The 25261-nt window shown below is 68.8% G+C and carries 25 protein-coding genes and 1 tRNA gene; 6 read left to right on the top strand and 20 right to left on the bottom strand.

Translation table 11 applies throughout. The annotated features are described in order from the left end of the window. Positions 1–2: 2 nt before the first annotated feature. The gene (locus DDE10_RS15335) at positions 3–1199 is read right to left on the bottom strand and encodes an efflux RND transporter periplasmic adaptor subunit (RefSeq protein WP_114953651.1); all 1197 of its coding nucleotides are present in this window, start codon (positions 1197–1199) and stop codon (positions 3–5) included. 243 nt (positions 1200–1442) lie between these two features. Between DDE10_RS15335 and DDE10_RS15330 the strand changes: the two genes are divergently transcribed. After that, on the top strand, positions 1443–1709 hold the full coding sequence (locus tag DDE10_RS15330) for a GlsB/YeaQ/YmgE family stress response membrane protein (RefSeq protein WP_114953650.1): 267 nt from the start codon (positions 1443–1445) through the stop codon (positions 1707–1709). 91 nt (positions 1710–1800) lie between these two features. Further along, the gene (locus DDE10_RS15325) at positions 1801–2520 is read left to right on the top strand and encodes an SIMPL domain-containing protein (RefSeq protein WP_114953649.1); all 720 of its coding nucleotides are present in this window, start codon (positions 1801–1803) and stop codon (positions 2518–2520) included. Between the two features lie 21 nt (positions 2521–2541). Here the strand turns inward: DDE10_RS15325 and DDE10_RS15320 are convergent, their stop codons facing one another. From DDE10_RS15320 to DDE10_RS15310, 3 genes are all read right to left on the bottom strand, one after another. Continuing rightward, complete coding sequence (locus DDE10_RS15320; RefSeq protein WP_114953648.1) at positions 2542–2802, bottom strand: GlsB/YeaQ/YmgE family stress response membrane protein; 261 nt, start codon at positions 2800–2802, stop codon at positions 2542–2544. A 105-nt stretch (positions 2803–2907) separates the two neighbouring features. Next, entirely contained in the window at positions 2908–3207 is a 300-nt protein-coding gene (gene sciP, locus DDE10_RS15315; protein WP_114953647.1) for a CtrA inhibitor SciP, read from the bottom strand. 117 nt (positions 3208–3324) lie between these two features. After that, positions 3325–3600: a hypothetical protein gene (locus tag DDE10_RS15310; RefSeq protein ID WP_162806649.1), complete on the bottom strand. Its 276-nt coding sequence runs from the start codon at positions 3598–3600 to the stop codon at positions 3325–3327. 161 nt (positions 3601–3761) lie between these two features. On the opposite strand from DDE10_RS15310, the gene mnmA reads away from it, so the two are divergent. Next, complete coding sequence (gene mnmA / locus DDE10_RS15305; RefSeq protein ID WP_284734697.1) at positions 3762–4883, top strand: tRNA 2-thiouridine(34) synthase MnmA; 1122 nt, start codon at positions 3762–3764, stop codon at positions 4881–4883. Between the two features lie 19 nt (positions 4884–4902). Here mnmA and DDE10_RS15300 read toward each other — a convergent pair whose 3' ends face one another. The 8 genes from DDE10_RS15300 to DDE10_RS15265 form a co-directional block, all read right to left on the bottom strand. Next, positions 4903–5460, bottom strand: a complete 558-nt coding sequence (locus tag DDE10_RS15300) for a hypothetical protein (RefSeq protein ID WP_114953644.1) — start codon at positions 5458–5460, stop codon at positions 4903–4905. A gap of 3 nt (positions 5461–5463) precedes the next feature. Next, entirely contained in the window at positions 5464–6012 is a 549-nt protein-coding gene (locus tag DDE10_RS15295) for a demethoxyubiquinone hydroxylase family protein (RefSeq protein WP_114953643.1), read from the bottom strand. Further along, positions 6009–6527, bottom strand: a complete 519-nt coding sequence (locus DDE10_RS15290) for a disulfide bond formation protein B (protein ID WP_114953642.1) — start codon at positions 6525–6527, stop codon at positions 6009–6011. The genes DDE10_RS15295 and DDE10_RS15290 overlap by 4 nt, the downstream gene beginning before the upstream one ends. A gap of 4 nt (positions 6528–6531) precedes the next feature. After that, positions 6532–7869 carry a S41 family peptidase gene (locus tag DDE10_RS15285; RefSeq protein WP_114953641.1) on the bottom strand — a complete coding sequence of 446 codons (1338 nt, stop codon included), beginning with the start codon at positions 7867–7869 and terminating at the stop codon, positions 6532–6534. A 130-nt stretch (positions 7870–7999) separates the two neighbouring features. After that, the gene (locus DDE10_RS15280; protein WP_114953640.1) at positions 8000–9169 is read right to left on the bottom strand and encodes a murein hydrolase activator EnvC family protein; all 1170 of its coding nucleotides are present in this window, start codon (positions 9167–9169) and stop codon (positions 8000–8002) included. A gap of 4 nt (positions 9170–9173) precedes the next feature. Next, complete coding sequence (locus tag DDE10_RS15275; protein WP_114953639.1) at positions 9174–9593, bottom strand: 23S rRNA (pseudouridine(1915)-N(3))-methyltransferase RlmH; 420 nt, start codon at positions 9591–9593, stop codon at positions 9174–9176. Positions 9594–9659: 66 nt separating this feature from the next. Beyond that, positions 9660–10064 (bottom strand): ribosome silencing factor, encoded by a 405-nt coding sequence (rsfS, locus tag DDE10_RS15270; protein WP_114953638.1) that lies wholly within the window; start codon positions 10062–10064, stop codon positions 9660–9662. Then, complete coding sequence (locus DDE10_RS15265) at positions 10036–10716, bottom strand: nicotinate-nucleotide adenylyltransferase (protein WP_284734696.1); 681 nt, start codon at positions 10714–10716, stop codon at positions 10036–10038. Before DDE10_RS15265 ends, rsfS begins: the two co-directional genes overlap by 29 nt. 138 nt (positions 10717–10854) lie before the next feature. Between DDE10_RS15265 and DDE10_RS15260 the strand changes: the two genes are divergently transcribed. Then, positions 10855–11880, top strand: coding sequence for a DUF3667 domain-containing protein (locus tag DDE10_RS15260; protein WP_162806648.1), 1026 nt, complete (start codon positions 10855–10857; stop codon positions 11878–11880). A gap of 72 nt (positions 11881–11952) precedes the next feature. After that, positions 11953–13059, top strand: coding sequence for a DUF3667 domain-containing protein (locus DDE10_RS15255; RefSeq protein ID WP_114953636.1), 1107 nt, complete (start codon positions 11953–11955; stop codon positions 13057–13059). A 27-nt stretch (positions 13060–13086) separates the two neighbouring features. Here the strand turns inward: DDE10_RS15255 and DDE10_RS15250 are convergent, their stop codons facing one another. The 4 genes from DDE10_RS15250 to DDE10_RS15235 form a co-directional block, all read right to left on the bottom strand. Then, a complete protein-coding gene (locus tag DDE10_RS15250; RefSeq protein WP_114953635.1) occupies positions 13087–13458 on the bottom strand; it encodes a hypothetical protein in 372 nt (123 codons plus the stop codon). A 138-nt stretch (positions 13459–13596) separates the two neighbouring features. Further along, positions 13597–15567, bottom strand: coding sequence for an ATP-dependent zinc metalloprotease FtsH (gene ftsH / locus DDE10_RS15245; RefSeq protein ID WP_114953634.1), 1971 nt, complete (start codon positions 15565–15567; stop codon positions 13597–13599). 170 nt (positions 15568–15737) lie between these two features. Then, positions 15738–16751 carry an NADP-dependent oxidoreductase gene (locus tag DDE10_RS15240; RefSeq protein WP_284734687.1) on the bottom strand — a complete coding sequence of 338 codons (1014 nt, stop codon included), beginning with the start codon at positions 16749–16751 and terminating at the stop codon, positions 15738–15740. A 125-nt stretch (positions 16752–16876) separates the two neighbouring features. After that, positions 16877–17809 (bottom strand): DUF2171 domain-containing protein, encoded by a 933-nt coding sequence (locus DDE10_RS15235; RefSeq protein ID WP_114953633.1) that lies wholly within the window; start codon positions 17807–17809, stop codon positions 16877–16879. A gap of 189 nt (positions 17810–17998) precedes the next feature. On the opposite strand from DDE10_RS15235, the gene DDE10_RS15230 reads away from it, so the two are divergent. Beyond that, positions 17999–18074: transfer RNA gene (locus DDE10_RS15230), tRNA-Ala, on the top strand. Positions 18075–18310: 236 nt separating this feature from the next. On the opposite strand, the gene DDE10_RS15225 is transcribed toward DDE10_RS15230, so the two are convergent. The 4 genes from DDE10_RS15225 to DDE10_RS15210 form a co-directional block, all read right to left on the bottom strand. After that, positions 18311–19771 carry a serine hydrolase domain-containing protein gene (locus DDE10_RS15225; protein WP_162806647.1) on the bottom strand — a complete coding sequence of 487 codons (1461 nt, stop codon included), beginning with the start codon at positions 19769–19771 and terminating at the stop codon, positions 18311–18313. Positions 19772–19921: 150 nt separating this feature from the next. After that, positions 19922–20569 (bottom strand): hypothetical protein, encoded by a 648-nt coding sequence (locus DDE10_RS15220; protein WP_114953708.1) that lies wholly within the window; start codon positions 20567–20569, stop codon positions 19922–19924. A gap of 110 nt (positions 20570–20679) precedes the next feature. Continuing rightward, positions 20680–22095 (bottom strand): efflux transporter outer membrane subunit, encoded by a 1416-nt coding sequence (locus DDE10_RS15215; protein WP_114953631.1) that lies wholly within the window; start codon positions 22093–22095, stop codon positions 20680–20682. Continuing rightward, entirely contained in the window at positions 22088–25261 is a 3174-nt protein-coding gene (locus tag DDE10_RS15210) for an efflux RND transporter permease subunit (RefSeq protein ID WP_114953630.1), read from the bottom strand. Before DDE10_RS15210 ends, DDE10_RS15215 begins: the two co-directional genes overlap by 8 nt.

Here is a 25261-nt window from a genome sequence, read left to right as displayed (position 1 = left end):
GCCTAGCGCTGCGGACGGGCAAGCTCGGGCCGCACGCGCTGGCCCGGGTTGAGGAAAGCGCCCGCGGACTGCACCACCCGCTCGTTGCCGGTCAGGCCTTCGGCGATCGCCATTCCGCGATCGGAGACCTCGCCGATGCGGACATCGCGTCGCACCACCTCGCCCTCCGCGTCGATGACATAGACGAAGCTGCCACGCGTGTCGCTCATCACGGCCGATTCCGGGAGCAGCGGCGCACTCGCCGAACCGGCGCGGATCTCGGCCTGAGCGAAGCCGCCCGGCCGGATTTCCGCATTGTACGGGATCAGGATGCGTGCCTCGCCGAGCCGCGTCGTGGGATCGACGACCGGCGAGATCTGCCAGATGGTGCCCTCGTAGCTTCGGCTGGACCCGACCGGCGTCACCGAAACCGCTTGGCCCGCGCTGAGCCGCGCCAGCTCGTTCTGCGGTAGGCGCGCGCGAAGCTCCATCTCCCCGCCGGCGGCAAGCCGGAAGAGGGCGCCGGATCCCGCGCCGACGACCTGGCCGGCCTCGACGTTGCGCTCGAGGACCAGCCCCGCCATGGGCGCGCGCACATCCAGCCTGCCGATGCGGGCTCGGGTCGCGGCGAGCTGGGCCTCGGCCACCCGCACCCGGGCGGCGGCGGCATCGCGCGTCGCCCGCTTGCGGTCGAGATCGGCCTGGCTGACGAAACCGCGCGAGACCAAGGCCTGCGCGCGCTCGAGCTCGTTCTGGGCGAGCCTGAGGTCGGCGCGATTGACCTCGATCTGCGCAGCCAGCTGCGAGGCTTCCTGCGCCTGGACGCTGCGATCGATGACGGCGAGGGTCTGACCCCGATTGACCCACTGGCCCGGCTCGACGAGCACTCGGACCACCTGCCCGCCTTCGCCGGCAATGCCGACCGGCTGGTCGCGGCGCGCCGCCAGCGTGCCGGTCGCGGAGATGACCGCGGTGACGTCCTGGCGGCCGGGCACGATGAAGGTGACCGCGGGCAGCTGGTCGCCCTCGGCGCCGGCGGCCGGGGCGGCCGCCTTCTCGCCGCTGCCTCCGAACATGAAAACCGCGGCGATGGCGAGCACGGCCAGGACCGCCAGGGCGATGACGATGTTGCGGCGGCGGCGGCGGCGGGCGAGCGTCTCCTCATCGACGACGACCTCATCGATCGCGTCGCGCCGCCATTTCGTCGATTCGAAGTTCATCGCTTTCATCGTCCCCACTCAGCAGCGCGGCCGCCCGCGTTCCAAGGCCCGCTGTATTATCTCAATAGGTCACTTGGAACAAGCCGAAACGAACATCGGCCTCCAGGCCTCGATTCCGCTTCCCTTCGGCCGGCCAGCCTTGGCCCCTGTCCGTCCGAGGAACTCGCCTCTACAACCGTTGTTACGGCTGTACCAAGGCTGAATGTGGGGCGCCGGAACGACCAGGCAAGGAGGAACGGGAAGATGTCGCAATATCTCGCCGACTATGGGTGGGTGACCTGGATCATCATTGGCCTCCTCGCCGGGGCGATCGCCAAGATGCTGACGCCAGGACGCGATCCCGGCGGCTGCCTGGTGACGATGGTCATCGGCATTCTCGGCGCCGTGCTGGCAGGCTTTCTCGGCCAGCAGCTCGGCTGGTACGCGCCGGGCGAGGGCGCCGGCTTTCTCGCCGCGATCCTCGGAGCGGTGCTGATCCTGCTTCTCTATCGGCTGGTGGCGCGCCGCTGAGCGCCTCGATGAGGAACGGTTCAGCAACCGTGCAGCCGGACGCCGCTTGATGTCGCCGAGCCTCGCCCTCGCCTAGTAAAAGGAGTCGAACATGGTCCGACAGCTCATGATGGCCGCCTCGCTGGCCGCTTTCGCCGCCGCCGCGGTTCCCGCCGCCGCCCAGGAGACGCAGGTGCGGCCGATCAGCGGCACGCGTCTCGACGTCGTCGCTCAGGGCGAGGTCAGCCGGGTCCCCGATCTGGCGCTCATCAACGCCGGGGTGATGACCCAGGCGCAGACCGCGACCGAGGCGATTCGCCAGAATGCCGCGCGCATGGAAGCCGTGCGCGCTGCGCTCCGCCGTGCCGGCATCGCCGACCGCGACATCCAGACGAGCACGATCAATCTGCAGCCGACCTACCGTTATGCCGAGAACCAGCCGCCCGAGCTGGTCGGGTATCAGGCGCATAACCAGGTGACGGTGCGGTTCCGCGACATCGCCGAGACCGGCCGCATCCTCGACGCGCTGGTCGCGCAGGGTGCCAATCAGATCAACGGACCGATGCTGCAGATCGATCGGCCCGAAACCGCGCTGGACGAGGCGCGCACGCAGGCGCTCACCGTCGCCCGGCAGCGCGCCGATCTCTATGCGCGGGCGCTCGGAATGCGGGTGAGTCGGGTGATCGCGGTCAGCGAGGCCGGCGGATTCATGCCCCCGCCGCGTCCGATGATGGCGGAGCGGGCGATGGTCGCCCAGGATGCCTCCACCCAGATCGATCCGGGCGAGCAGACACTGAGCGTCACGCTCACCGTCAGTTTCGAGCTGGAATGAGTTCCGCCGAGGGGCCTCGGCTCAGCGCACCTGGCCGCGACGGAACAGGTTGACCAGCGCCAGGAACAGGATCGCCCCGAGCAGGGCGACGATGAAGGAGGAGAGGTTGACCGGCTGCTGCATGTCGCCGCGATAGAAGATGAGAGCGCCGATGAAGGCGCCGATGATCCCGACGACGATGTTGAGCAGGATGCCCTGCTGGGCATCGGTGCGCATGATCAGGCTCGCGATCCAGCCGATGATCCCGCCGAGCAGGAGCCAGATCATCAGGTTCCAGAGCATTCGGCTTCCCCTGTCGCGGCGCGGCGGCCGTAGGGGGAGGAGACTAGCGGATGATCGGCGCGGCGTGAACCGGCAAGCGCCGGCCCGCGCGCGCCTCGCCGTTCCTCAATATTTCTGCTGGCGCTCGTACAGCGTCTTGTAGTGCTGGATGCGGGTGACGCGCAGGCCGGGCATGCCGGAACGATCGACCGCGCGCTGCCAGCCGGCGAATTCCTCGAGGCTCAGACTGTAGCGCTCGCACGCTTCGTCCACCGACAGCAGGCCGCCATTGACGGCGGACACGACCTCGGCCTTCCGCCGCACCACCCAGCGGGTGGTCGAGGGCGGCGGCAGCGAGTCGATCGTCAGCGGTTCGCCAAGCGGGCCGATGACCTGGGCGGGCCGGATTTTCTGATTCTCGATCATTCCTACCTCAAGACTGTACGCTGCTTCCGGCATTTCCGCCGTCCGCATGGCTTGGTGTAGCGGGGGAGCGTTGAAAGAAGGCTAAAATGCCAAGGTAAAAATCGCGGTGAGCATGCTTTACGGGGCATTGACCCGGCGTCCCGCTTCGGCACGGCTGAAACAGCCGCGCTGGCGACAGGCGGCTCGCCGCCATCCCGGCCCCGCATTGAGCAGCTCGATGATGGGATCGTCCTCGCCTTCCACCGCGGCGGGAATGACGGCCGGCGGGGGTCCGGGTCGGGCGGCCACGCTGGCGGTCTGCTGGGCCGCGAGGGCGGCGACGAGCAGCCCGTGATCGAGCCGCAAGGGCTGCCGATCCTCCAGGATTCGCTCCGCGCGTCGTATGAAGCCCATGTCCATTGCCCCGAGTCGGTAGCAAAAGAGGGTGAATCGACCGTAAAATGCGGCAAGGCGTGACTCGTTGAGCCGGTCGCCGGACATGATCAGCGCGATTCCTCGCCTGATGCGGGATGTCCGGGGTGTGCGCCGCACTGGCGAGCGCCTATCTAGCGCGCGTGATCGAAGCGGATTTCCAGCTCGGCCGGCCCCTCGACGGGGCCCGCATCGTCGTCGCCATGTCGGGCGGCGTCGACAGCTCGGTCGTGGCGGCGCTTGCCGCCCGGAGCGGCGCCGAGGTGATCGGCGTCACCCTTCAGCTCTACGATCATGGCGAGGCGGCGGGCCGCTCGCGGACCTGCTGCGCCGGACGCGACATCTACGACGCCCGTGCCGTCGCCGATCGGCTGGGCATCGCCCATTATGTCTTCGACTATGAGAGCCGCTTCCGCGAGAGCGTGATCGATCGCTTCGCCGACGAATATGCCCGCGGGCGGACGCCGATACCCTGCGTCAGCTGCAACCAGAGCGTGAAGTTCACCGACCTGTTCGGGCTCGCCCGCGACCTCGGCGCGGACTGCCTCGCCACCGGCCATTATGTTCGAAGGGCGGCGGGGCCGGCCGGCTCCGAGCTGCACCGGGCGGCCGATCCGGCGCGCGACCAGAGCTATTTCCTGTTCGCGACCACCCGCCAGCAGCTCGATTTCCTGCGTTTCCCGCTCGGCGACCTGCCGAAGCCCGCCGTGCGCGCGCTGGCCCGCGAGCTGGCGCTCACCGTCGCCGACAAGCCCGACAGCCAGGACATCTGCTTCGTGCCGGGGGGCGACTATGCTGCCGTCGTCGAGAAGGTGCGGCCGGAGGCGGCCCAGCCGGGCGAGATCGTCGACCGCGCCGGCCGGGTGCTCGGCGAGCATCGCGGCCTCATCCATTTCACCGTCGGCCAGCGCCGCGGGCTCGAGCTCGGCGGCCAGCCGGAGCCGCTCTACGTGCTCCGCCTCGAGCCCGAACGGCGCCAGGTCGTGGTCGGCCCCCGATCGGCTTTGGCCGTTCGCGCCGCCACCCTGAGCGGAGTCAACTGGCTGGGCGAAGGCCAGCGCGAGGATCTTTCGGTCAAGGTCCGGTCGCTGGCGAGGCCGGCGCCGGCTCGCTTCGAGCCGGTCGGCGAGGCCGGCACGGTGACGTTCGAGGCGCCCGAATATGGCGTCGCGCCCGGCCAGGCCGCCGTCATCTACCAGGGCGACCGCGTGCTCGGCGGCGGCTGGATCGAGTCCACCATGGCGGCGGAGCTCGAAGCAGCCTGAACTCCGGCGCCGCCATCGCTCAATCCGGCTGGTTCGCTTCCTCCTCCGCACGGACGGCCGCTTCCTCCTCGCGGGCGGCTGCGTCGATGCCGCTCAGCCGCTCCTGGCGTGCCTGCTCGATCAGCTGGTTCCAGTTGACCTGGTCGGCATTGGCGCGCTCGGCGCGGGCCTGGCGAACGATCTGGTTGAAGCAGCCGGTGAAACCGCCGCCGCCGACGGTCGAGCAGCTGTCGGTTCCGGTGCGGCCGGCATAGCTCAGCTCGATGGCGCGGTTGGCCCAGGACTGGCCGGCCGGATCGTTGGGGTCGTTGCGCAGGTTCGGCGGGATGCGGAACCGGTCATCCTCTGGCAGGCGCGCGCAGACGGTGATCTCGTCGCCGCTGCTCGGCGGGCAAGGATCGTCGCCATAGATGATGAGCTGGTTGACGCGCTCCTCGTCGAGCCCGGAATTGGCCGCGGGCTGCTGCGGCGCCGCCTGGACCGCCTCGGGCGCGGCGACGCCGGGCTGCTGCGCGAAGGCCGGCGCCGCGGCGGCCGCGAGCAGGGCGGTGGAGAGAAGGAGGGTGACAGGGCGCATGGTTCAGATCCTCTTCGAAAGCTCGATCGCGGCACGACAACCCGCTCGGATGGCGGCATACAATAAGGGATAGCCGAAACTTTCCTCCGCGCCGGAGGCAAGCGCGGTTTCGCGATGCTCGCGTTCGTCGGCCTGGAATTCGGCGATGCTCGCGGCCAGCGCCGGTTCCCCTGCGCCCAGGGCCGCCAGCTGCTCCGAATAATGCTGGTCGATCTCGTCCTCGACGGCGGCGGTGCAGGCCATCGCCGCCTGCGGACTCATCAGCGCAGTCGCCGCGCCCAGCGCATGGCCGGCCACCCGCCAGAAGGGCTGGAGCAGGGTCGGCCGAACGCCACGCTCGGCGAGAAGCGCGTCGAAATGCTGGAGATGACGCTGCTCCTGCTGGGCCATGCGGGCGATCTGCCGCGACGCCGGCTGATTGTCGCCGAGCACCGCGAGCTGGCCGGCATAGATGCGGGTGGCGCCATATTCGCCCGCCTGATCGACCCGCAGCATCGCAGCGACGTCCGGCCGTGCATCGCCGGGCCGCCATGCGGGCGAAGGCGCGTTCATCGCCGGATGCGCGTGGGTCGCAGGGTCATCCATAGGATGAACAACGCCGCAAGGAGCGAAAGGATCGCATTCCACCCCGCCATCGACACGCCCCACAGCGACCAGGGCACCTCGTCGCAGCGCACGATCGGCGCCGCCATGATCTGGGCCAGCAGCTCCGCGTTGCTCCCTCCGCTCTGCACCGACGTGCACTGGGTGATCCCCTCGAAGATGTCGGCCTCGACCCCGGCGTGATAGACCGCGATCAGCCCGCTGGCCAGGATCGCGGCGGCGGCCAGGCGGACGAGCAGGCGCCCGCCATCCGCAAGGCGGCCGCCGAGCAGCCAGGCGAGCAAAGCGAAGGGCAACGCCACCATGTGCGCCCAGCGCTGCCACCAGCACATCTCGCACGGATAGAGGCCTCCGATGTGCTCGAAGGCGAAGGCGCCGGCCAGCAGCGCCGCGGGCACGATCAAGGCAAGCGCCTTGGCCGGCCCCAGCGACGGCGCCCCGGCGGCCGATGCGAGCGTGGCCACGATCCTAGCGGCTGGCGGTGCGGCCGCCCGCGCCGGCGGTTCGGACCTGGCCCAGCCGGGCTATGGTCTGCAGCGCGTAATGGAGCTGATAGTCGTCGATCCCGCGCTGCTCGAGCTCCTCGGAGGTCGCCGCGAAGCGCGGATCGGGCCGGCCATCTTCCTGGATGACATCCTCCTCGACCCCCGCCTCGTTGACGAGGTGGCGCCGGAGATCGGCTTCCCGCACCCGGGTGCGGGAGCGATAATCCGGGTCGGATAGCTGGGGCACCTGGATGTCGGGCGTGATGCCGCCTTCCTGCACGGAGCGGCCCGACGGCGTGTAGTAGCGCGCCGTGGTGAGCCGCAGCGCGGTCGTGCCCCGGCCAAGCGGGATCAGGGTCTGGACCGAGCCCTTGCCGAACGTCCGCTCGCCCATCACCAGGCCGCGACGATGGTCCTGCAGCGCCGCCGCGACGATCTCCGCAGCCGAGGCGCTGCCCGCGTCGACCAGGACGATCACCGGCGCGCCGTTGGCGGCATCGCCCGGCCGCGCATAGTAACGCTCGATGTCGGTACGGCGCCGTCCCCGCTGCGAGACGACTTCGCCCCGCTCCAGGAACAGGTCGGACAGGCCGACCGCCTGATCGAGCAGCCCCCCCGGATTGGACCTCAGATCGAGGATGTAGCCGAGCGGAGGCCCGCCGAGCTGACGCTCGATGTCCGCCATCGCGCGCTGCGTCGCCTCGGTGGTGTTGCGATTGAACGTGGTGATGGTGAGGATGCCGACCCGGTCGCGCACCTCGGACCGCACGGCGGGAATGTCGATGATCGCCCGCGTCAGGGTGACATCGAACGGCCGGTCGCGTCCCGGACGGACGATGGTCAGCCGGACGTTGGTGCCGGGCGCGCCGCGCATCTGGTCGACTGCCTCGTCGAGCGTCCCGCCGAAGAAGAGCCGGCCGTCGATATGGGTGATGAAGTCGCCCGCCTTGATGCCGGCGCGATCCGCCGGGGTCTCCCGAGTCGGCGCGATCACTTTCACCGCCCCGTCCTCCATCGTGACGGTGAGACCCAGGCCGCCATAATTGCCGTCGGTCGTCGTCATCAGGCTGTTGAAGCCGCGCTCGTCCAGATAGGAGGAATGCGGATCGAGGCTGTTCAGCATGCCGTCGATCGCGCCGCGGATCAGGGTCGCGTCGTCGACCTGGTCGACATATTCGGCCTTCACGCGCTCCAGCACGCTCATGAACTGGTCGATCTCGCGATACGAGTTGACGTCGACCTGGGCGAGCGACGCCGTCGTCGCCGGGATGAAGGCGACCGCCGCGACGAGAGCGACCGATCGGAGGAGATTGTTGGCCATCGCGTTCCTGCTGGGCTGAATGGTGCCGGCTTCTACCGCGTTTCTAGGACGGCGAAAAGCAACCGGGGATGAATGACGGTTCCTGCGAATGTGGGGACGGGGCCGAAGATTCAAAGGGGAACGAAGTCGTTCAGCCGGCGATGATCTGCGCGACCGGGACCGGCCGTCCTTCCCGCCGCAGCTCGACCGTTACCCGCGGGGAGTCGGAGCCGGCGCGCCCGATCGGCGTGCCGCGGCGGACCCGCTGGCCGCGGGTGACGCCGAGGGTGGCGAGATCGGTCACCACCGTGGTCCAGCCGCGGCCATGATCGAGGATGACGACATGGCCGTAGCTTCGGAACGGCGCCGCATAGGCCACCCGCCCCGCCGCCGGCGCCGCCACCCGCGCGCCCGGGGCCACGGCGAGGGTGAGGCCACGCGAATGGACGCCGCCGTCCGAAATCTCGCCGACCCCGGTGACCACCCGCCCCTCGACGGGCAGGGCGTAGGGAATGGCCGGCGGCGGGGGAGGCTCGGACTCGCTGCCGGGACGGGGCAACGGCCCGGGCAGCTCCGCGAGACTGGCGGCGAGCCGGGCCTGGAACTGGCGCTGGTCCTGGAGCCGGGCGAGCGCTCGGGCTTCTTCTCCGAAGGCGAGCGCACGATCGGATTCGGCCAGCGCCAGGCCGGAAAGCTGCTGCGAACGCGCCCGCTCGGCCGCCTCGAAGCGGGCGAGCTCCACCCGGCGCTGCTGCAGCGCCTGCCGGCTGTCGGCGAGCGCCGAGCGCGCCTGAACGAGCTGCCGACGCAGCGCCTCGCTGCGCTCGACCTCGGCACGCAACACCGCCGTGCGCCGCCGGATCTCCGGGAGGGTTGCCGCGAGCAGCGACCGGACCCGGACCGTATCCTGGACCGACCCCGGCTGGACCAGGGCCAGCGCCGCCGGCCGGCGGGCCATCGTCTGCAGCGCGGCGGTCAGACGGACCAGCGGCTGCTGGCGTTCGGCGAGCCGGGCGCGCTGCGCCGACATCAGCGACGCGATGATGCCCGTGCGGCGCTCGGCGGCGGTGAGCTCGGCTTCCGCAGCCTCTATCCGCGCCGCCAGCGCCTCCGCCTCCGCCCGCGCCCGCTCGGCCGCGTTGGTCGCCCGGCTCGCCTGGCGCTCCAGCGCGCGAGAGCGGGCGGTCGCCTGCTCGGCCTCCCGCTTCGCCAGAGCGAGCGCCGCCGCATCGCCGGCGCGGGCAGCCGATGCGGCAAAGCCCCAGGAGACGAGCGAGGCGGCGAGGGCGGTGACGGCGGCAAAGAGAGGCAATCGGCGCACCGCCTCATCCTTCGCGATGATAAGGGTGGTTCGCAAGGATGCTCGTCGCCCGAAACAATTGCTCCGCGAGCATCGCCCGCGCGAGCAAATGCGGCCAGGTGGCGCGGCCGAAGGCGATCAGGCGGTCCGCGCCGCGGCGGTCGACCTCATCGAAGCCGTCCGCCCCGCCGAGATGGAACCGGGTCTCCCTTCGGCCGGAATCGCGCAGCGTCTCGAGCAGGCGGGCGAGCTCCATCGAGGAGAGCATCTCGCCTTTCTCGTCGAGCAGGATGTTGAAGGCGGCATCATCGGCCGGAAACCGTCCGCCGCGATCCGGCAGCTCGGTGAGCCTCACCGGCCACGCGATCCGCTTGAGATAGCGATCGACCAGTTCGGCCTCGGGGCCGCGACCGATCTTGCCTCGCGCGAGGATGTGAAGCTGCAAGTACCCTCCCCCGCCGGCCGATGTCGGCCAGGCGCCGGCGCCCGACCGTCGGCGCGGCGACCCCGCTCAGCCGGAGATCGCGACGGCGCGATCCTCGGGCGCGCGCTCCTCGAACGCCCACATGCGCTCGAGATTGTAGAAGCTGCGCACTTCCGGCCGGAACAGGTGGACGATGACGTCGTCGGCGTCGAGCAGCACCCAATCGCCGACCGGGAGTCCCTCCACGCGGACGTTGCGGCCGAGCTCGCGCTTGATCCGCTCGGTGAGCTTCTGGGCCATGGAGGCGACCTGACGGGTCGAGCGTCCGCTCGCGATCACCATATAATCGGCGATGCTGGACTTGCCGCCCAGGGGAATGGAAACGACGTCGAGCGCCTTGTCGTCGTCGAGGGAACGAAGCACGAGATCGTGAAGGGTCTCGGCCTGTTCGTCGGCTCCGCGTTCACTCGGAGCGGGTGCGTTGCGGGGCAAACGGCCTCCTTCCTGGCAGTGGCTTGCGGGTCACGCCGTCCCGCAATGCCATGAGATAAAACGGCTTGATGGCAGTTTCGTGCCATTGGGGATCGGCAGCGCGAAGGGCGGTGGCGGAGCTGTGGTCGGGCGGCAATCGAAGCAGCACGAGCGACGGTAGACTCCAACTCGTCCAGTGCCGAGCCTCGGCTGCGGGCCGGACGTAGCGACGCAGCCAGCCCATGGCGGGTGCCGTGAGGGCTGCCTCATAATAGCCGGGGCGGCCCACGACTGCAATCGGAACCATTCGGGCGATGGCGCGCCAGTCCCGCCAGCGATGGAACTGGGCGAGATTGTCCGCGCCCATCAGCCACAGGAAGCGGCGGCGCGGATAGCGGCGCAGCAGCTTGCGCAGCGTGTCCGCGGTGAAACGGGTGCCGAGATCGGCCTCGATGATGGTCGGGCGGATCCGCGCGCGGCGGGCCGCCCGGCGGGCGGAGGCGAACCGCGCGGCCAGAGGGGCCATGCCCTTTGCCGGCTTGAGCGGGTTGCCCGGCGAGACCAGCCACCAGATCTCGTCCAGGTCCAGCGCATCCAGTGCCCGCAGGCTGATGTGCCGGTGGCCGCGATGAGCGGGATTGAAGGAGCCGCCAAGAAGGCCGGTGCGCATCATGGCGGCAGGCGATAGCATGCGGCCCCGCCACTGCGAACGGCTCGACGACGATGCCGCGCGAGGCCATGGAGCGCCGTGGGGCCACGGGGAGGCCGCAAAACCGAGGGGATCGGGAACGCAATGCAGGAAAGGGACCCATTGGCCGGAAGCGCGGACGCCTCTTCGGCTTTCCAAGACCGCTGCCTGAATTGCGAGGCGCCTCTCGACGGCCCTTATTGCCGCCGGTGCGGACAGAAGGCGCATCTCCATCGCTCCATCGGTGCCATCGGCCACGATCTCGTCCACGGCATCCTCCATTTGGACGGCAAGTTCTGGCGGACCCTGCCGCTCCTGGTCTGGCGGCCCGGCGAGCTGACAAGGCGCTATGTCCATGGCGAGCGCGTCAAGTTCGTGTCCCCGTTCGGCATGTTCCTGTTCTCGATCTTCGTGATGTTTGCCGTGCTTCAGGTCTTCGGGCTGTCGCTGAGCAATCTCGACGTCATGCAGAGCGGCGCGATCCAGCAGAGCATCGGCGTTGCCCGGGACGGGGCCACGCGCGAGCTTCGCGAGGCGCATGACCGCCGCGCCGCCTTCGCCCGCGGGGAACGGGTGCTGCAGGCGAACGGGCAGCCGGCGACCCTCGATTCCCTCAATCGCGAGATTGCCGGCGCCCGCGAGCAGCTCGACGCCATCGTCGAGCTCGGCAGCGGAACCGGCCGGTTCGTCGACACCGGCACCGACCTCGACACCGGCTGGGCGCGGCTCGACAAGGGGCTGGAGAAGTTCAACGACAATCCGGGCCTCGCGCTCTACAAGCTGCAGGCGAACGGCTACAAATTCTCGTGGCTGCTCGTCCCGCTCTCGGTCCCGTTCGTCTGGCTGCTCTTCTTCTGGACGCGGCGCTTTCGCCTCTACGATCACACCGTCTTCGTCACTTACTCGCTCGCCTTCATGACCTTGTTCGGCACCGCCTTGATGGTGCTGGGCTTTGCCGGCGTCGTGACGCCGGTCATCGCCTCTGCCGGGATCTTCATCCCGGCCGTCCATGTCTACCGCCAGCTCAAGCAGGCCTACCGGCTTCACTGGTTCGGCGCCCTGGTGCGAACCTTCCTCCTGCTGAACTTCTGCGTCGTCACCGCCAGCTTCTTCTTCGTCCTCCTGCTCGGCATCGGCGCGCTCGGCTGAAGCCCCGCGCCCGCCCCCACTCGACGGGTCTTTGCGGTTGCGGCATATTTGGGCGGTCAGGGGGAAGGCGGCGTGGCGGGGATCGAAGGCATAGGCGAAGCCATCGAGGGCAGCATGGTCGCCCGCGCCGTCGAGCCGGCGGCGGGCGAAGCGGCGCACGCCTCCCGCGGCAACTGCCTCAATTGCGGCGCCGAGCTGGTCGGAAGCTATTGCCATCGATGCGGCCAGTCCGGACACGTCCACCGCACCCTCGGCGCCTTCTGGCACGACCTCCTCCACAGCGTGCTTCATTTCGAAGGCAAGGTCTGGCGGACCCTCCCGCTGCTCGCCTGGCGGCCGGGCGAGCTGACGCGACGCTATATCGACGGCGAGCGGGCGCGCTTCGTCTCGCCGGTCGCGCTCTTCCTCTTCTCGGTCTTCACGATGTTCGCCGTCTTCTCGCTCGTCGGCGGTCCGTTCAGCTCATCGCAGGAGGCGCAGGCGGGCGCGCGCGAGCAGGCGGCGAGGGACCTGGGGGAGGAACAGGCGGAGCTGCGCGAGGATCTGGCCGAGTTAAGGGCAGAGCGGCAGCGGCTGGTCCGGGCCGGACAGGCGACGGTCGCGGTCGACCGCAACCTCGCCTCGGTCGAGCAGGACCTCGCCGCGACCGAGCGGGCGATGAGCGCAACCCGGATCCTGACCGGTGCCGACATTGCGGACGCTCGCGAATCGGGATTGCTCGAGACGGCCAGCCCGACCGGCCTCGGCTGGATCGACGATTCGATCCGCAAGGCGCAGGAGAATCCGGCGCTCGTCGCCTACAAGCTCCAGACCAATGCCTACAAGTTCTCCTGGGCGCTGATCCCGATCTCGGTGCCGTTCGTCTGGCTGCTCTTCCTGCATCGGCGTCGCTACCGGCGGTTCGGCGCCTACGACCACATCGTCTTCGTGACCTATTCGATCACCTTCATGAGCCTGGGCCTGATCGCGCTCAGCCTGCTGCGGCCGCTGAACCTCGGCGACCTGGCCGAGCTGGCGATGCTGATCGTCCCGCCGCTCCACATCTACCGTCACCTCAAGGGGACGTACGGCCTCGGCCGGCGGAGCGCATTGTGGCGGACCTTCTTGCTCATCCTGTTCGCGTTCATCGCCCTGTCGCTCTTCGTGTCGCTGCTGCTGAGCCTCGGCGGCGCCGGCTGACCCGCGGGCCGGCCGCGGCGTTCCGGATCAGCTCGCGCAGGGATATTTCCGGGCCAGCAGGCCGCGCAGCGCGTCGCGCACCTCGGTGCGGTTCCGTTGCGGGGCCGGGATGCTCCGGAAGTACGCCAATATCTCGTCGGAGTTCAGGCTCGGGCGATCGGGCGGGCAATAGGCCGCCCGTCGGCCCGCCCGCTGGGCGGCCAGCCGCTCACTCCGCAGCGCTTCGCTCGCCCCTTTCACCTCGCTCTTGAGCAGGCGGAAATCGGCGGAGAACAAGGCAGTGACGCCGCGCTTCTGGAGCGCGTCGGCCTTTTCGAGAAAGGTGCCCACCGTCATGGCATGAAGCGCGGTCGCCGGCGCTAGGACGAGCAGGGCCGTCAGCAGCAGCTTGTTCTTCATGGATACGCTCCCCCCTCTTGGCAGGGCCCGAAAGAGCGGCGGCCGTCTGAACCGGGATTGAACCTGGGAACAGTCGAAAGAAAAGGCCGCGCCGTCGAGCGACGGCGCGGCCTTTCTCTCGGTCGATGACGTCTTGGCTCAGGCGCTGGCCGGTGCCGGACCCCCGAAGCCGCCGCGGGGACGGCGGGTGCTGGGAATATTCGAGCCGGTGATCTGCGGCACGCTCGAGCGGCCGGCATCTTCGCGTCCGATATCCTCGCCCCTGATCGCGCGCTTCGCCTCGTCGCCGTTCAGCGTCTCATATTCGAGCAAGGCGCCGGCGAGCCTGTGCAGCTCGTCGAGATTGTCGGTGAGGACCTGACGGGCAGCGCCCTCGGCTTCCTCGATCAGGTGGCGGACCTCGGCGTCGATCAGGCGCGCGGTCTCCTCGGAGACGTGCTGGCTGCGCGCCACGCTATGGCCGAGGAAGACCTCCTCCTGGTTATCGCGATAGCGAAGCCAGCCGAGCTTCTCGCTCATGCCATATTCCATGACCATCGAGCGGGCCATGTCGGTCGCCTGCTGGATGTCGTTGGAGGCGCCGGTGTTGAGCGCGTCGCGGCCGTAGATGAGCTGCTCGGCGATGCGGCCGCCGAAGCAGAGCGCGAGCCGCGCCTTCATCTGCTTCATCGACATCGAGTAGCGGTCGCGTTCCGGCAGGTTCCAGGTGACGCCGAGCGCGCGGCCGCGCGGGATGATCGTCACCTTGTGGAGCGGATCGCAGCCGTCGACATGGAGCGAGACCAAAGCGTGCCCGGCCTCGTGATAGGCGGTCGCGCGCTTCTCCTCCTCGGTCATGACCATCGAGCGGCGCTCGGCGCCCATCATGACCTTGTCCTTGGCTTCCTCGAACTCGAGCATCGCGACGAGGCGCTTGCCCTTGCGGGCGGCGAGCAGGGCCGCTTCGTTGACGAGATTGGCAAGGTCCGCGCCCGAGAAGCCCGGCGTGCCGCGCGCGATAGTGCGCGGGTCGACGTCGGGGGCGAGCGGCGTCTTCTTCATGTGGACGGCGAGGATCTTCTCGCGGCCCTCGATATCCGGCCGGGGGACGACGACCTGGCGGTCGAAGCGACCGGGGCGCAGCAGGGCCGGATCGAGCACGTCGGGCCGGTTGGTCGCGGCGATGATGATGATGCCCTCGTTCGCCTCGAAGCCGTCCATCTCGACGAGCAGCTGGTTCAGCGTCTGCTCGCGCTCGTCATTGCCGTTGCCGAGGCCGGCGCCGCGATGGCGGCCGACCGCGTCGATCTCGTCGATGAAGACGATGCACGGCGCATTCTTCTTGGCCTGCTCGAACATGTCGCGCACGCGGCTGGCGCCGACGCCGACGAACATCTCGACGAAGTCGGAGCCCGAGATGGTGAAGAAAGGCACGTTCGCCTCGCCGGCGATGGCGCGGGCGAGCAGGGTCTTGCCGGTGCCGGGCGAGCCGACCAGCAAGGCGCCCTTCGGGATCTTGCCGCCGAGCCGGGCGAACTTGGTCGGATCCTTCAGGAACTCGACGATCTCCTGGAGCTCCTCGCGCGCCTCGTCGATGCCGGCGACGTCGTCGAAGGTGACGCGGCCATGCTTCTCGGTCAGCAATTTGGCCTTGGAGCGGCCGAATCCCATCGCGCCGGAGCCGGCATTCTTCTGCATCTGCCGCATCACGAAGAAGGCGATGCCGAGGATCAGCAGGAAGGGCAGCGACTGGACGAGCAGATAGGTCCACAAGCTCGTCTGCGCCTCGGGCTGCGCCTCGAAGGCGACGCCCTTCTCGCGCAGGCGCTGGATCAGCTGGGTGTCCTGCGGCGGCGCGTTGGTTCGGAAGGTCTCGTTGTTGGTCATCCGGCCGGAGATCACCTCCTTGCCGATCACGACCTGACGGACCGAGCCTTCCTCGACCCGGTTCAGGAACTCGGAATAGGGAATCGCATCGCGCGCCGGCGTGGACGAGCCGCCCATCATCTGGACGAACAGGACCAGGGCCAGGATGATGCCGGCCCAGATGAGCAGGCTCTTCATCCAGTTGTTGCCGGACGGATCCTTGTCGGAGCCGCCATTCTGGGGCGTGCGATTGTCGTCTGCCATAAAGTCGCGTCTCTCTCGTCTTCAGCGGAAGGACCGACGCCTTCCGCATGCCTCGCGCCTCGCGGCCGGCGAGGGAGCGTCCGTCAACGCCTAGATAGGATTTGAGGCGTCGAACGCAATGTAGGACATTCGGGTGAACGGGCGATTACGCAAATGTCCGCTCTCCGCCCTCACAGTCGAACCAGCATCTTCCCGACGTTCGCGCCCCGGAACAGGTCGAGGAACGCCTCGGGCATGCTCTCCAGTCCCTCCCGCACGGTCTCGCGCGACGTGACCTGCCCGCCCGAGATCCAGCCGGCCATGTCCCGGTAGAAATCCGGCAGCTCGGCCAGGTAATCGAAATAGAGGAAGCCCTTGATCGCGATCCGGGCGGCGATGATCCGCATGATATAGCGGAAGGCGTGGGTCGAGCCCTTGTTATAGTCCTCGATCATGCCGCAGATGGCGAAGCGGGCATTCTGTCCGGCTGCGGCGAAGGCGGCGTCGAGATGGTCGCCGCCGACATTGTCGAAGTAGACGTCGATGCCGTTCCTGCCGAGGCGCTTCAGCGTCTCCGCCAGCTGGCGGTCGATCGGGCCGGCCTTGTAGTCGATCGCGGCATCGGCGCCGAGCTCGCTCACCCAGGCGCATTTCTCCGCGCCGCCCGCCGATCCGATCACGGTCATCCCCCGGGCCCTGGCGATCTGGACCACGGCCGAACCCACAGCGCCGGCCGCGGCCGACACGAAGACGGTCTCGCCCGCCTTCGCCTCGGCGACGCGGAGCAGCCCGAAATAAGCCGTGGCGCCGGTCAGGCCGAGATTGCCGAGCCATTGATGGGTCTCGACCGCGAAAGGCAGGCTCGGCACCCGGGTGAAGTTCTGGGCAGGGCCGGCCGACGTCTCGCGCCAGCCGAGCATGTGGACGACGGTGTCGCCGACGTCGAGATCCGGAGAACGGCTTTCGGCCACGCGGCCCACGGCCCCGCCCTGGAGCGGCTCGCCGAGCTGGAACGGGGGAACGTAGCTCCGCGTGTCGTTCATCCGCCCGCGCATATAGGGATCGACCGACAGCCATTCATTGTCGACGCGGACCCAGCCGTCCTCGAGCGCAGGGAGCGCCGTCTCCTTCAGCTCGAAATTGTTCATGGTCGGCATCCCCGACGGGCGGGAAACCAGGTGCCAGGCGCGGGTGGTATCGGACAAGTCTTCCTCCCTCTCGTCATCCCGCGGCAGCGGGTCCGGGGCCGCCTCCTGGGCGGGTCGCGGCCCCGGACCGCTTTCGCGGCAACGGATCGGAGAGTCAAAGGCGGGTGCCGACCCGCCTCGATTCAGCGATCGTCGCGGTCACGATCGGGATACGTGCCCGAGAAGGCGCGGTTCAGCACATGCGGGCCGCTCGCGTCGTCGCGACGACCGCCACGGTCCCGGTCGGATTCGAAGAAGGCGCCGCTATTCTCCTCGTCCCGCCAGCGCTCGAGCGCCTGTTCGCCGCTGATGTTGAGCCTCACCTTGTCATCGACCGTCTCGATCCAGCCGCACGGGATCGAATGGTGATGGCCGCCGGCGCTCTGGTCGCTCTTGGTGAGGATGATCCGTTCGCCGCGCGTGCAATCGACGGTGCCGACATGGCGGCCGTCGGAGCCGACCACCTCCATATGCTCGGTGACCCGGCCGACGGCCTGGCGCTGCTGGCCGCGGCGCTCGCGCCACGCGCCGAACTCCCTTTCGAAACGCTGCTGGTGCTCGCGCTGATACTCGTCATAATCGCGGTCGAGCTGCTCGAGCTGGCGGGTCCGCCATTCGGCATAATGCGGATCGTGACCGCCGCGTCCGCCGCTCTGCTGGTCGCGCCGGCCGAGCTCGGCATATCGGCGCGCCGAGCTGCCATAGCCGCCGCCCGGCGTGACCCCGACCGCGCCGCGATAGTCGGCGCCGTAAGGCGAGGAGACGGGGTGGACGCCGTGCGTGCCGGTGCTGCCGACGTCGAGACGATCGAAGCGAGGCCCGCCGAAGCCCGCATCGTAACCGGGCGCGCCGAAGAAGGAATCGGGATCGCTCGACTGGCCGTAGCCTTCGCCGCCGAAGCCTTCCGAAGGCCCCGAACCGTAGCGCGCCGCGCCATAATCGGGATCGTCGGTCTCGCCGCGCATGTTGCGCTCGCCGAGCCGTTGCGGCCGCGGGCGCTCGCCGCGGTCGCGTCCTCTGCCCTGCTCGCCGCGCTCGGGCCAGCGCCCGCGCTCGTACCGATCGTCATGCGCCATGATGATACTCCTCTCGATGGTTTCGGATGATCGGGAGGAAAACGAAGCGGGCGGCGACAGCGTTCCGGCGCCGCGGGCATTGCGTCGCGGCTTTCCGCCGGACCGGCGCCAACAATTTTGGGGCGCCGCCGCGCGACGCATTGCAACATCGAGGCACGCTCGCTATCTGGAGCGCCCGCCCAGGCGCATGGGGCCGTAGCTCAGCTGGGAGAGCGCTGCAATCGCACTGCAGAGGTCAGGGGTTCGATTCCCCTCGGCTCCACCATTACCAGGTACGCCGCCCTCCCCGGGGCGGCGTCGTCGTTTCCGGGGGAGGCGACGACCTGGTAATTTCGCCCTACGGGCTTCGGCTGGCAAGCCAGCCCGACATGGGCGACGGCTGCCCGCGGAAGCTCCGGAGGAGCGAAGGTGGGCGGGGGGACGACTGGCCTTCCAGCCTCGTGATCGTCGCGGTCGGGCCGAAGGCCGGCCGGGTGGAAGCGGTCGCCACGCCCCCTGCGGCTATTCCAGCCTGGACACGGCTTCGCAAAGGGAGATGGCGAGTTCTTCCCCTGCGGCATTCGCGTTGGAAAGGACGATCACCGTCCATTCTCCGTCGAGAGTGGCATAGGTGGCATTGCTGACGCCGGCATTCGGGCCACCCCCGGAATGCCCGAAGGTCTGGCGGCCGCCGCAGCTGCCGAAGCGCATGCCGAAACCATATCTGGAGGGGCGAGGGGTACCCGGAAAGTCGACGACCGGCGAGAGCATCTCGCGGGTGAGTGCCGCGCTCAGCAGCCGCCCATGATAAAGTGACCGGTGGAAGGCGAACAGATCGTCGATGGTCGTGTAGGCACCGCCGGACGCATCCGCGCGAAGGCCGTAAGTCTCGAGATGCGGCACATGGCCTCGAAATCCCAGAGGATCATCTTCGGCGAAGTGATACCTGATCGCTCCGTTCCCGGCCTCGGCACCCGATGCGAGCGTCGTCGCGGTCATGCTTGCGGGGCGGAAGACTAGATCACGAAGCGCCTCTTCCAGCCCCTTTCCGGTAACGGCTTCGAGGACCGCGCCCAGCAGGACGTAGTTGGCGTTGCTGTAGTACATGCGGGCGCCGGGCTCGGCGATCAGGGGGCCGTTCATCGTCGCCACCGCGGCCCGCTGGCTGGCATGCGGCCTGAACTGGGCCGGCCAGTCTCCGACGCCACTGGTATGGGATAGAAGCTGTCGCAGGGTGATGGTTTGGTCCGACCCCGCTGCGTGAAACTCGGGCACCCACCTCCTGACAGGATCGTCGAGGCTTATCCTGCCCTGATCGACGAGCGCGAGGATCGCCGCGCTCGTAAACATCTTTCCGACGGATGCCGAGTTGAACAGCGTATCCACGCTGTTGGGTGTGGAAGTCTGAATGTTGGCGGGACCATAGGCGCCGCGGAACAGGACTTCGTCTCCCCGGGCGACGAGGACCGTTCCGTAGAAGAACTGGTCGCGTGCCTGTTCGGCGATGCGCCATTCGATCTCGCGGGGGAGGCGGTCGAGGGGGACGCCCGATTCCGGCCACGCCTCGCGGGCGACCTTTGCAGGGTCCCGCGCCGGAAGAAGGAAGAGGCTGGAGATCTTGCCCGGCTCGCGCGCGCTCGTGAAAATGACGGCGGATAGGAATCGGCCTCGCTCGGTCGCAAGAACCAGATCGACGTGTCGCGGGCTTCGGACATGAGTCTGCACGGCCGAGATCTGCCCGGCATCCCGAACCAGATTGTCCAGAGCTGCGGCCCTTCGAGCTGCAGGTTCGCTTGCGAGTGCTCCAGAGGAAAAGCTCGACTCGACGAATGCGCGTCGGGCGGCGGCGTCGCCGCGAAGTGCGGAAGCGAGCCTTTCACCTGCTTGGACCGCTCCGTTCCGCTCTCCTTCCGGTCCGCTAGCCGGGACCGGTGCCTGCCCAAAGGCCACCGGCTGAAGCACGGCCAGGCCGCCGAGCGCCAAAAGTATCGATCTCACGCCATTCTCCCCAGCGCCCGTTTCCGGACGACGAGCAATTCTCATGCCATGCCAGCATGTCTTGGTTCTCAGCGTTGGTCGACAATGTGCGTCCACGTCCGGACAGGCACCGTTCAAAACCGGACAGTCGACTCTTCACCCGAAGCCGAAATCCAGCTCGCCTTGCGGGCCGCGGCCGTCGAACGCCTGGTCTCCATAGGGGCCGTCGCGCTCGACCCAGTGCAGGAAGATGTGCGCCGACCAGCGGTTCGGGTTCGGGGTGGTGCGGCCGTGGCGATGGTGGACGCCCTGGTAGAGAACGGCGTCGCCGACCGCCATCTCGACCGCGCCGAAATCGCTCCCGCCAAAGTCCGGATCCACCTTCGCCGACGGATCGGTCCGACGCCGTTCGACCTCGAGCGCCCAGGTCTTTCCGTCGCTATAGCCCAGGGTCAGCGACAGGCTGTGCTGGCAGGCATAGCGGTCCGAATGGACCTTGCAGACGTCGCCCTCCCGATACAGGCGCAGATAGGCGTAGGTGGGCAGAAGGTCGACCCCGACGAGCCGGCCGGCGGCCGGCGTCAGGCCCCACAGGAAGAAATCCAGCGGCGGATAGAATTGGCCGTAGACTTCGAACGCGGGTCGGGCGAGCAGATTGGGGTGCTTGCTCACCCGGCTGAGCGGCACCGGGTCCGGTCCCATGTCCTGCCTGAGCCGTCGCAGGAACGCCGCGGCCACCTCGGGCGGGATCAGGCCGCGAACATGCGCGTAGCCGTCCTTCCGATAATCGCCGATGACGGCCACAGTCGAACCATTGTCCTTGTCGCGAGGTTCGGCGCCAACTGCCGGCAAAGGAACGGGGTTCCCGATCTCCTCGCGCGTTTTTCCCGCCTCTTCGCGCATGGCGCCGGCCGTCATGGCAGCGTCCGCTCGACCGCACCGCCGCCGAGCGCGACGTAGAGGGAAACGAGATTCTCGAGCTCGCTTCGGCGCAACTGGATCAGCGCCTGCTCGGCGGTGAACAGGTTGCGCTCGGCGTCGAGCACTTCGAGATAGTTGGCGACGCCCTCGCGATACCGCGCCCTGGCCAGGCGGGCGATGTGGCGCTGCGCCTCGGCGGCGCGGGTCTGGGCGTCCACCTGCTCGGCCAGCCAGCGCCGGCCGGCGAGCGCGTCGGCGACCTCGCGGAACGCCTGCTGCAATATCCCCTCATAGGCGGCGAGCGCCGCCTGCTCCCGCGCCCGCGAGGCGGTAAGGTTTCCTTCGCGTCGCCCCCAATCGAAGATGGGCAGGTCGATCGCCGGCGTGAAGCTCCAGCTCAGGCCGTCGCCGCCGATCAGGCTGCCCAGAGCGGTCGAGGCGAATCCGGCATTTCCCGTCAGCGAGATGGATGGGAAGAAGGCGGCGCGGGCGGCTCCGACATTGGCGCGAGCGGCGCGCAGCCTTTCCTCGGCGGCGACCACGTCGGGCCGGACGACCATGAGCTCGGACGGAAGGCCGGCGGCGATCCGCTCGCCATTCTTCTGGGCCGCCAGCGGCAGCGGCTCGGGGAGCGGCTCGGAGATCGAACCGCCGACGAGGACGCCGAGGAAATTGTCGCTGCGGGCGAGAGCGAGGCGCAGCGCCGCGAGCTCCGTCTCGGCCTGGGTGAGCAGCGACTCCGCCTGGCGGAAATCGAGCGCCGAGGTGACGCCGGCGTCGAGGCGGAGCCGGGCGATCCGGACGCCTTCCTGTCGGCTTCGCACCGTCGCCTCGGCCAGCTCGATCCGCTCCGCCGCCTCGCGCGAGCCGAAATAGGCCGAAGCGACGTCGCGGATCAGTGCCAGCCGGAAGGCGCGCTCGGCCTGGACGGTGGCGAGATATTCGGCCCGCGCCGCTTCGCTGAGATTGCGCACGCGCCCCCAGAAATCGAGCTCGAAGCCGGTGACGCCGACCCCGATCGCATAGCGCTCGTCGGTGGAGGACGAGGCGCCGGGGATGCCGGTGGCGGCGCCGGGCGTGCGGCTGATCCCGGCTTCGCCGAAGGCGCCCAAGGTCGGCAGCTGGTCGGCGCGCTGGATGCGGTAGAGGCCACGCGCTTCCTCGATCCGCGCCACCGCCACCGCCAGGTCGCGATTGCGCTGGAGCGCGGCCTCGACCAGGCTCGCCAGCCGGGGATCGGCGAAGAAGTCGCGCCAGCCGATCTCGGCCGCCCGGCGGCCGAGCTCGACGTCGCCGGAATAATCCGCCGGGAAGTCGGAAGGGGCGGGAAGATCGGGCCGCTGGTGCGGCGGCGCGAGGTTGCAGCCGGCGAGGAGCAAGGCGAGGCCGAGCGGGGTCAGTCTAGACATGAGCGGTTTCCGTTGGGCCGGCGGCGGTACCGGGCTGGGTCGGCGCGCGGCGGCGGCTCAGCCAGCGGCGCACCGACAGGTAGAAGACGGGGATGAAGAAGATCCCGAGGATGGTGGCGGCGATCATCCCGCCCATCACCCCGGTGCCGACCGCGCGCCGGCTGGCAGCGCCGGCGCCGCTGGCGATGAAGAGCGGGATCATGCCGCCGACGAAGGCCAGGGAGGTCATGATGATCGGCCGCAGTCGGAGCTTCACCGCCTCCATCGTCGCCTCCAGCGGACTCTTGCCCTGCGCCTCCTGCTCGATCGCGAACTCGACGATCAGGATCGCATTCTTCGCGGCCAGGCCGATGATCGTGATCAGGCCGACGTTGAAATAGACGTCCGCCGAAAGCCCGCGCGTCATGGTGAGCAGGATGGCGCCGAGTACGCCCAGCGGCACCACCAGCAGCACTGACACCGGGATGGCCCAGCTCTCGTACAAGGCGGCGAGCAGCAGGAAGACGACGAGCAGCGAGAGACCGAGCAGCATGCCGATCTGCCCCGCAGCCTGCTTTTCCTCGTAGGCGATGCCGGTCCACTCATAGGCGAAGCCGTCCGGCAGCTCGGCCGCCAGCCGCTCCATCTCGTTCATCGCCTCTCCGGTCGACCGGCCGGGCGCCGCCTGTCCTGAGATGGTCATCGCCGGGTAGCCGTTATAGCGCTGGAGCTGCTGCGGCCCGGAAGTCCACTCGGCGCGGGTGAAGGAACCGAACGGGACCATCTCGCCCGCTTCGTTGCGCACCCGCAGCGCCAGGACGTCCTCGGGCGTCATGCGATAGGGCGCGTCCGCCTGGAGGAGGACACGCAGCACACGCCCCTCATAGGTGAAGTCGTTGGCGTAGGCGCTGCCGAACGCCATCGCCAGGGTGGCGTTGACGTCGCCGATGGCGAGACCGAGCGCTCGGGCTTCGATACGGTCGATGGTGATGCGCAGCTGCGGCGCGTCCTCCTGGCCCTCGGGCCGCACGCCGGTCAGGATCGGGCTCTGGCTGGCGGCACCGATCAGCTGGTTCCGGGCGGCCAGCAAGGCCGCGTAGCCATTGCCGCCGCGGTCCTCCAGCTTGAAGGTGAAGCCGCCCGCCGTTCCCAGCTCCGGAATCGCCGGGGGATTGAGCGCGAAGGCCATCGCCTCCTTGATCTGCATGAGATGGCCCATGGCCTGCTGGACGAGCGTGAGCGAACTGTTCTCGACGCCGGGTCGCTCCTCCCACGGCTTCAAGGTGGTGAACATCATCGCATTGGCCTGGCCCTCGCCGAAGAAGCTGAAGCCGCGGATGACGACGATATTCTCGGTGGTGGCCTGCTCCCGATAGAAGGCGCGGGCCTGCCGGACCGCCTCCTCGGTGCGCGCCCGGGTCGCTCCCGGAGGCGCCTGGACGACGGTGATCGCGACGCCCTGGTCCTCAGCGGGGAGGAAACCGCCGGGAAGCCGGGTGAACAGGATCAGGGTCAGGCCGAGCATCAGGGCGAAGACGGCGAGCCAGCGCAGCGGCGCCGCGAGCATCCGTCCCACCCGCATCTGGTAGCGGTCGGTGGTGCGATCGAACCACCTGTTGAAGCGCCCGAAGAAGGCCCTCGACCAGCGCGCGACCCGGTTCGGCGGCGTCCCCTGCGCCGCCTGATGCGGCTTCAGGAAGGTGGCGCAGAGCGCCGGCGTCAGCGACAGGGCCATCAGGGCGGAAAAGCCGATCGAGACGATCAGCGTCATCGCGAACTGTCGGTAGATCTGGCCCGTGGTGCCCGGAAAGAAGGCCATGGGCACGAAGACGGCCATCAGCACCAGTGTGATGCCGACGATCGCCCCGGTGATCTGGCGCATCGCCTTGACGGTGGCCTGATAGGGCGACAGCCCCTCCTCCGCCATGATCCGCTCGACATTTTCGATCACGACGATGGCGTCGTCGACGAGGATGCCGATGGCGAGCACCATGCCGAACAGCGAGAGCACGTTGATCGAGAATCCGAACGCCCACAGGCCGAGGCAGGCGCCGAGCAGGGCGATCGGCACGACGATGGTCGGGATCAGGGTCGCGCGCCAATTCTGCAGGAAGAGGAACATGACCAGGAAGACGAGCACCATCGCCTCCACCAGCGTCTTGAGCACCTCGCTGATCGATTCGTCGATGAAGAGGGTGGTGTCGTAGGGCACCTCCCAGCGGATATCCTCGGGGAAGGTCTCCGCCAGCTCCGCCATCCGCGTCCGCACGCCATGGGCGGTGGAAAGGGCGTTGGCGCCCGGAGTCATCTGGATCGCGACCATGGCGGCCGGCCGGCCGTTGAGCTCGGAATCGAATAAATAGACCTGCGCGCCGAGCTCGACCCGGGCGACGTCGCCCAGGGTGACCGCCGAGCCATCGGGATTGGCCCTGAGGATGATGCTCGAGAATTCCTCGGGCGTCGTGAAGCGGCCCTGCGTGAGGATCGTCGCGTTGATCTCGGTATCGCCGGAGATCGGGAGATCGCCGATCTGGCCGCCGGGGCTCTGGCTGTTCTGCTCGCGCACCGCCGCCAGCGCTTCCGACGCCGAGAGCCGATAGCTGGCCAGCTTTTCCGGATCGAGCCAGACCCGCATGGCATAAGGCGAGGCGAAGACCTGGACGTCGCCGACGCCTTCGACGCGCCGCAATTCGTCGACGATGCGGGCGTTGGCGAAGTTGCCGAGCGCGAGCTGGTCGGTGCTCCCGGTCTTGGAGCCGATGGCGACCAGCAGCAGGAATCCGCTATTGGCTTCACGCACCGGGATGCCCAGGCGCCGGACCTCCTCCGGCAGCCGCTGCTCGACCAGCGTGAGGCGGTTCTGGACGTCCATCTGCGCCTTGTCGATGTCGGTCCCGGTCTCGAAGGTGATGGTGATCGTCGCCGAGCCGTTCGAGTTGCTCGTCGACGACATGTAGAGGAAGCCTTCGACGCCGTTCAGCTCCTGCTCGATCACCTGGGTGACGTTCTGCTCGAGCGTCGCCGCGTCCGCGCCGGGATAGGTGACGCGCATCGTCAGGCTGGGCGGCGCGACCGAGGGATATTGCTCGACCGAGAGCCCGGTCAGCGCGAGCATTCCGGCGAGGCTGATGCACAAGGCGACGACCCAGGCGAAGATCGGCCGGTCGATGAAGAAGCGGGGGCTCAT

This window comes from Sphingosinicella terrae (assembly GCF_003347635.1).
Taxonomy (GTDB): Bacteria; Pseudomonadota; Alphaproteobacteria; order Sphingomonadales; family Sphingomonadaceae; genus Allosphingosinicella; species Allosphingosinicella terrae.
Note: the sequence above shows the minus strand (reverse complement) of the source record. Positions and strands in the feature narration are given on the sequence as shown.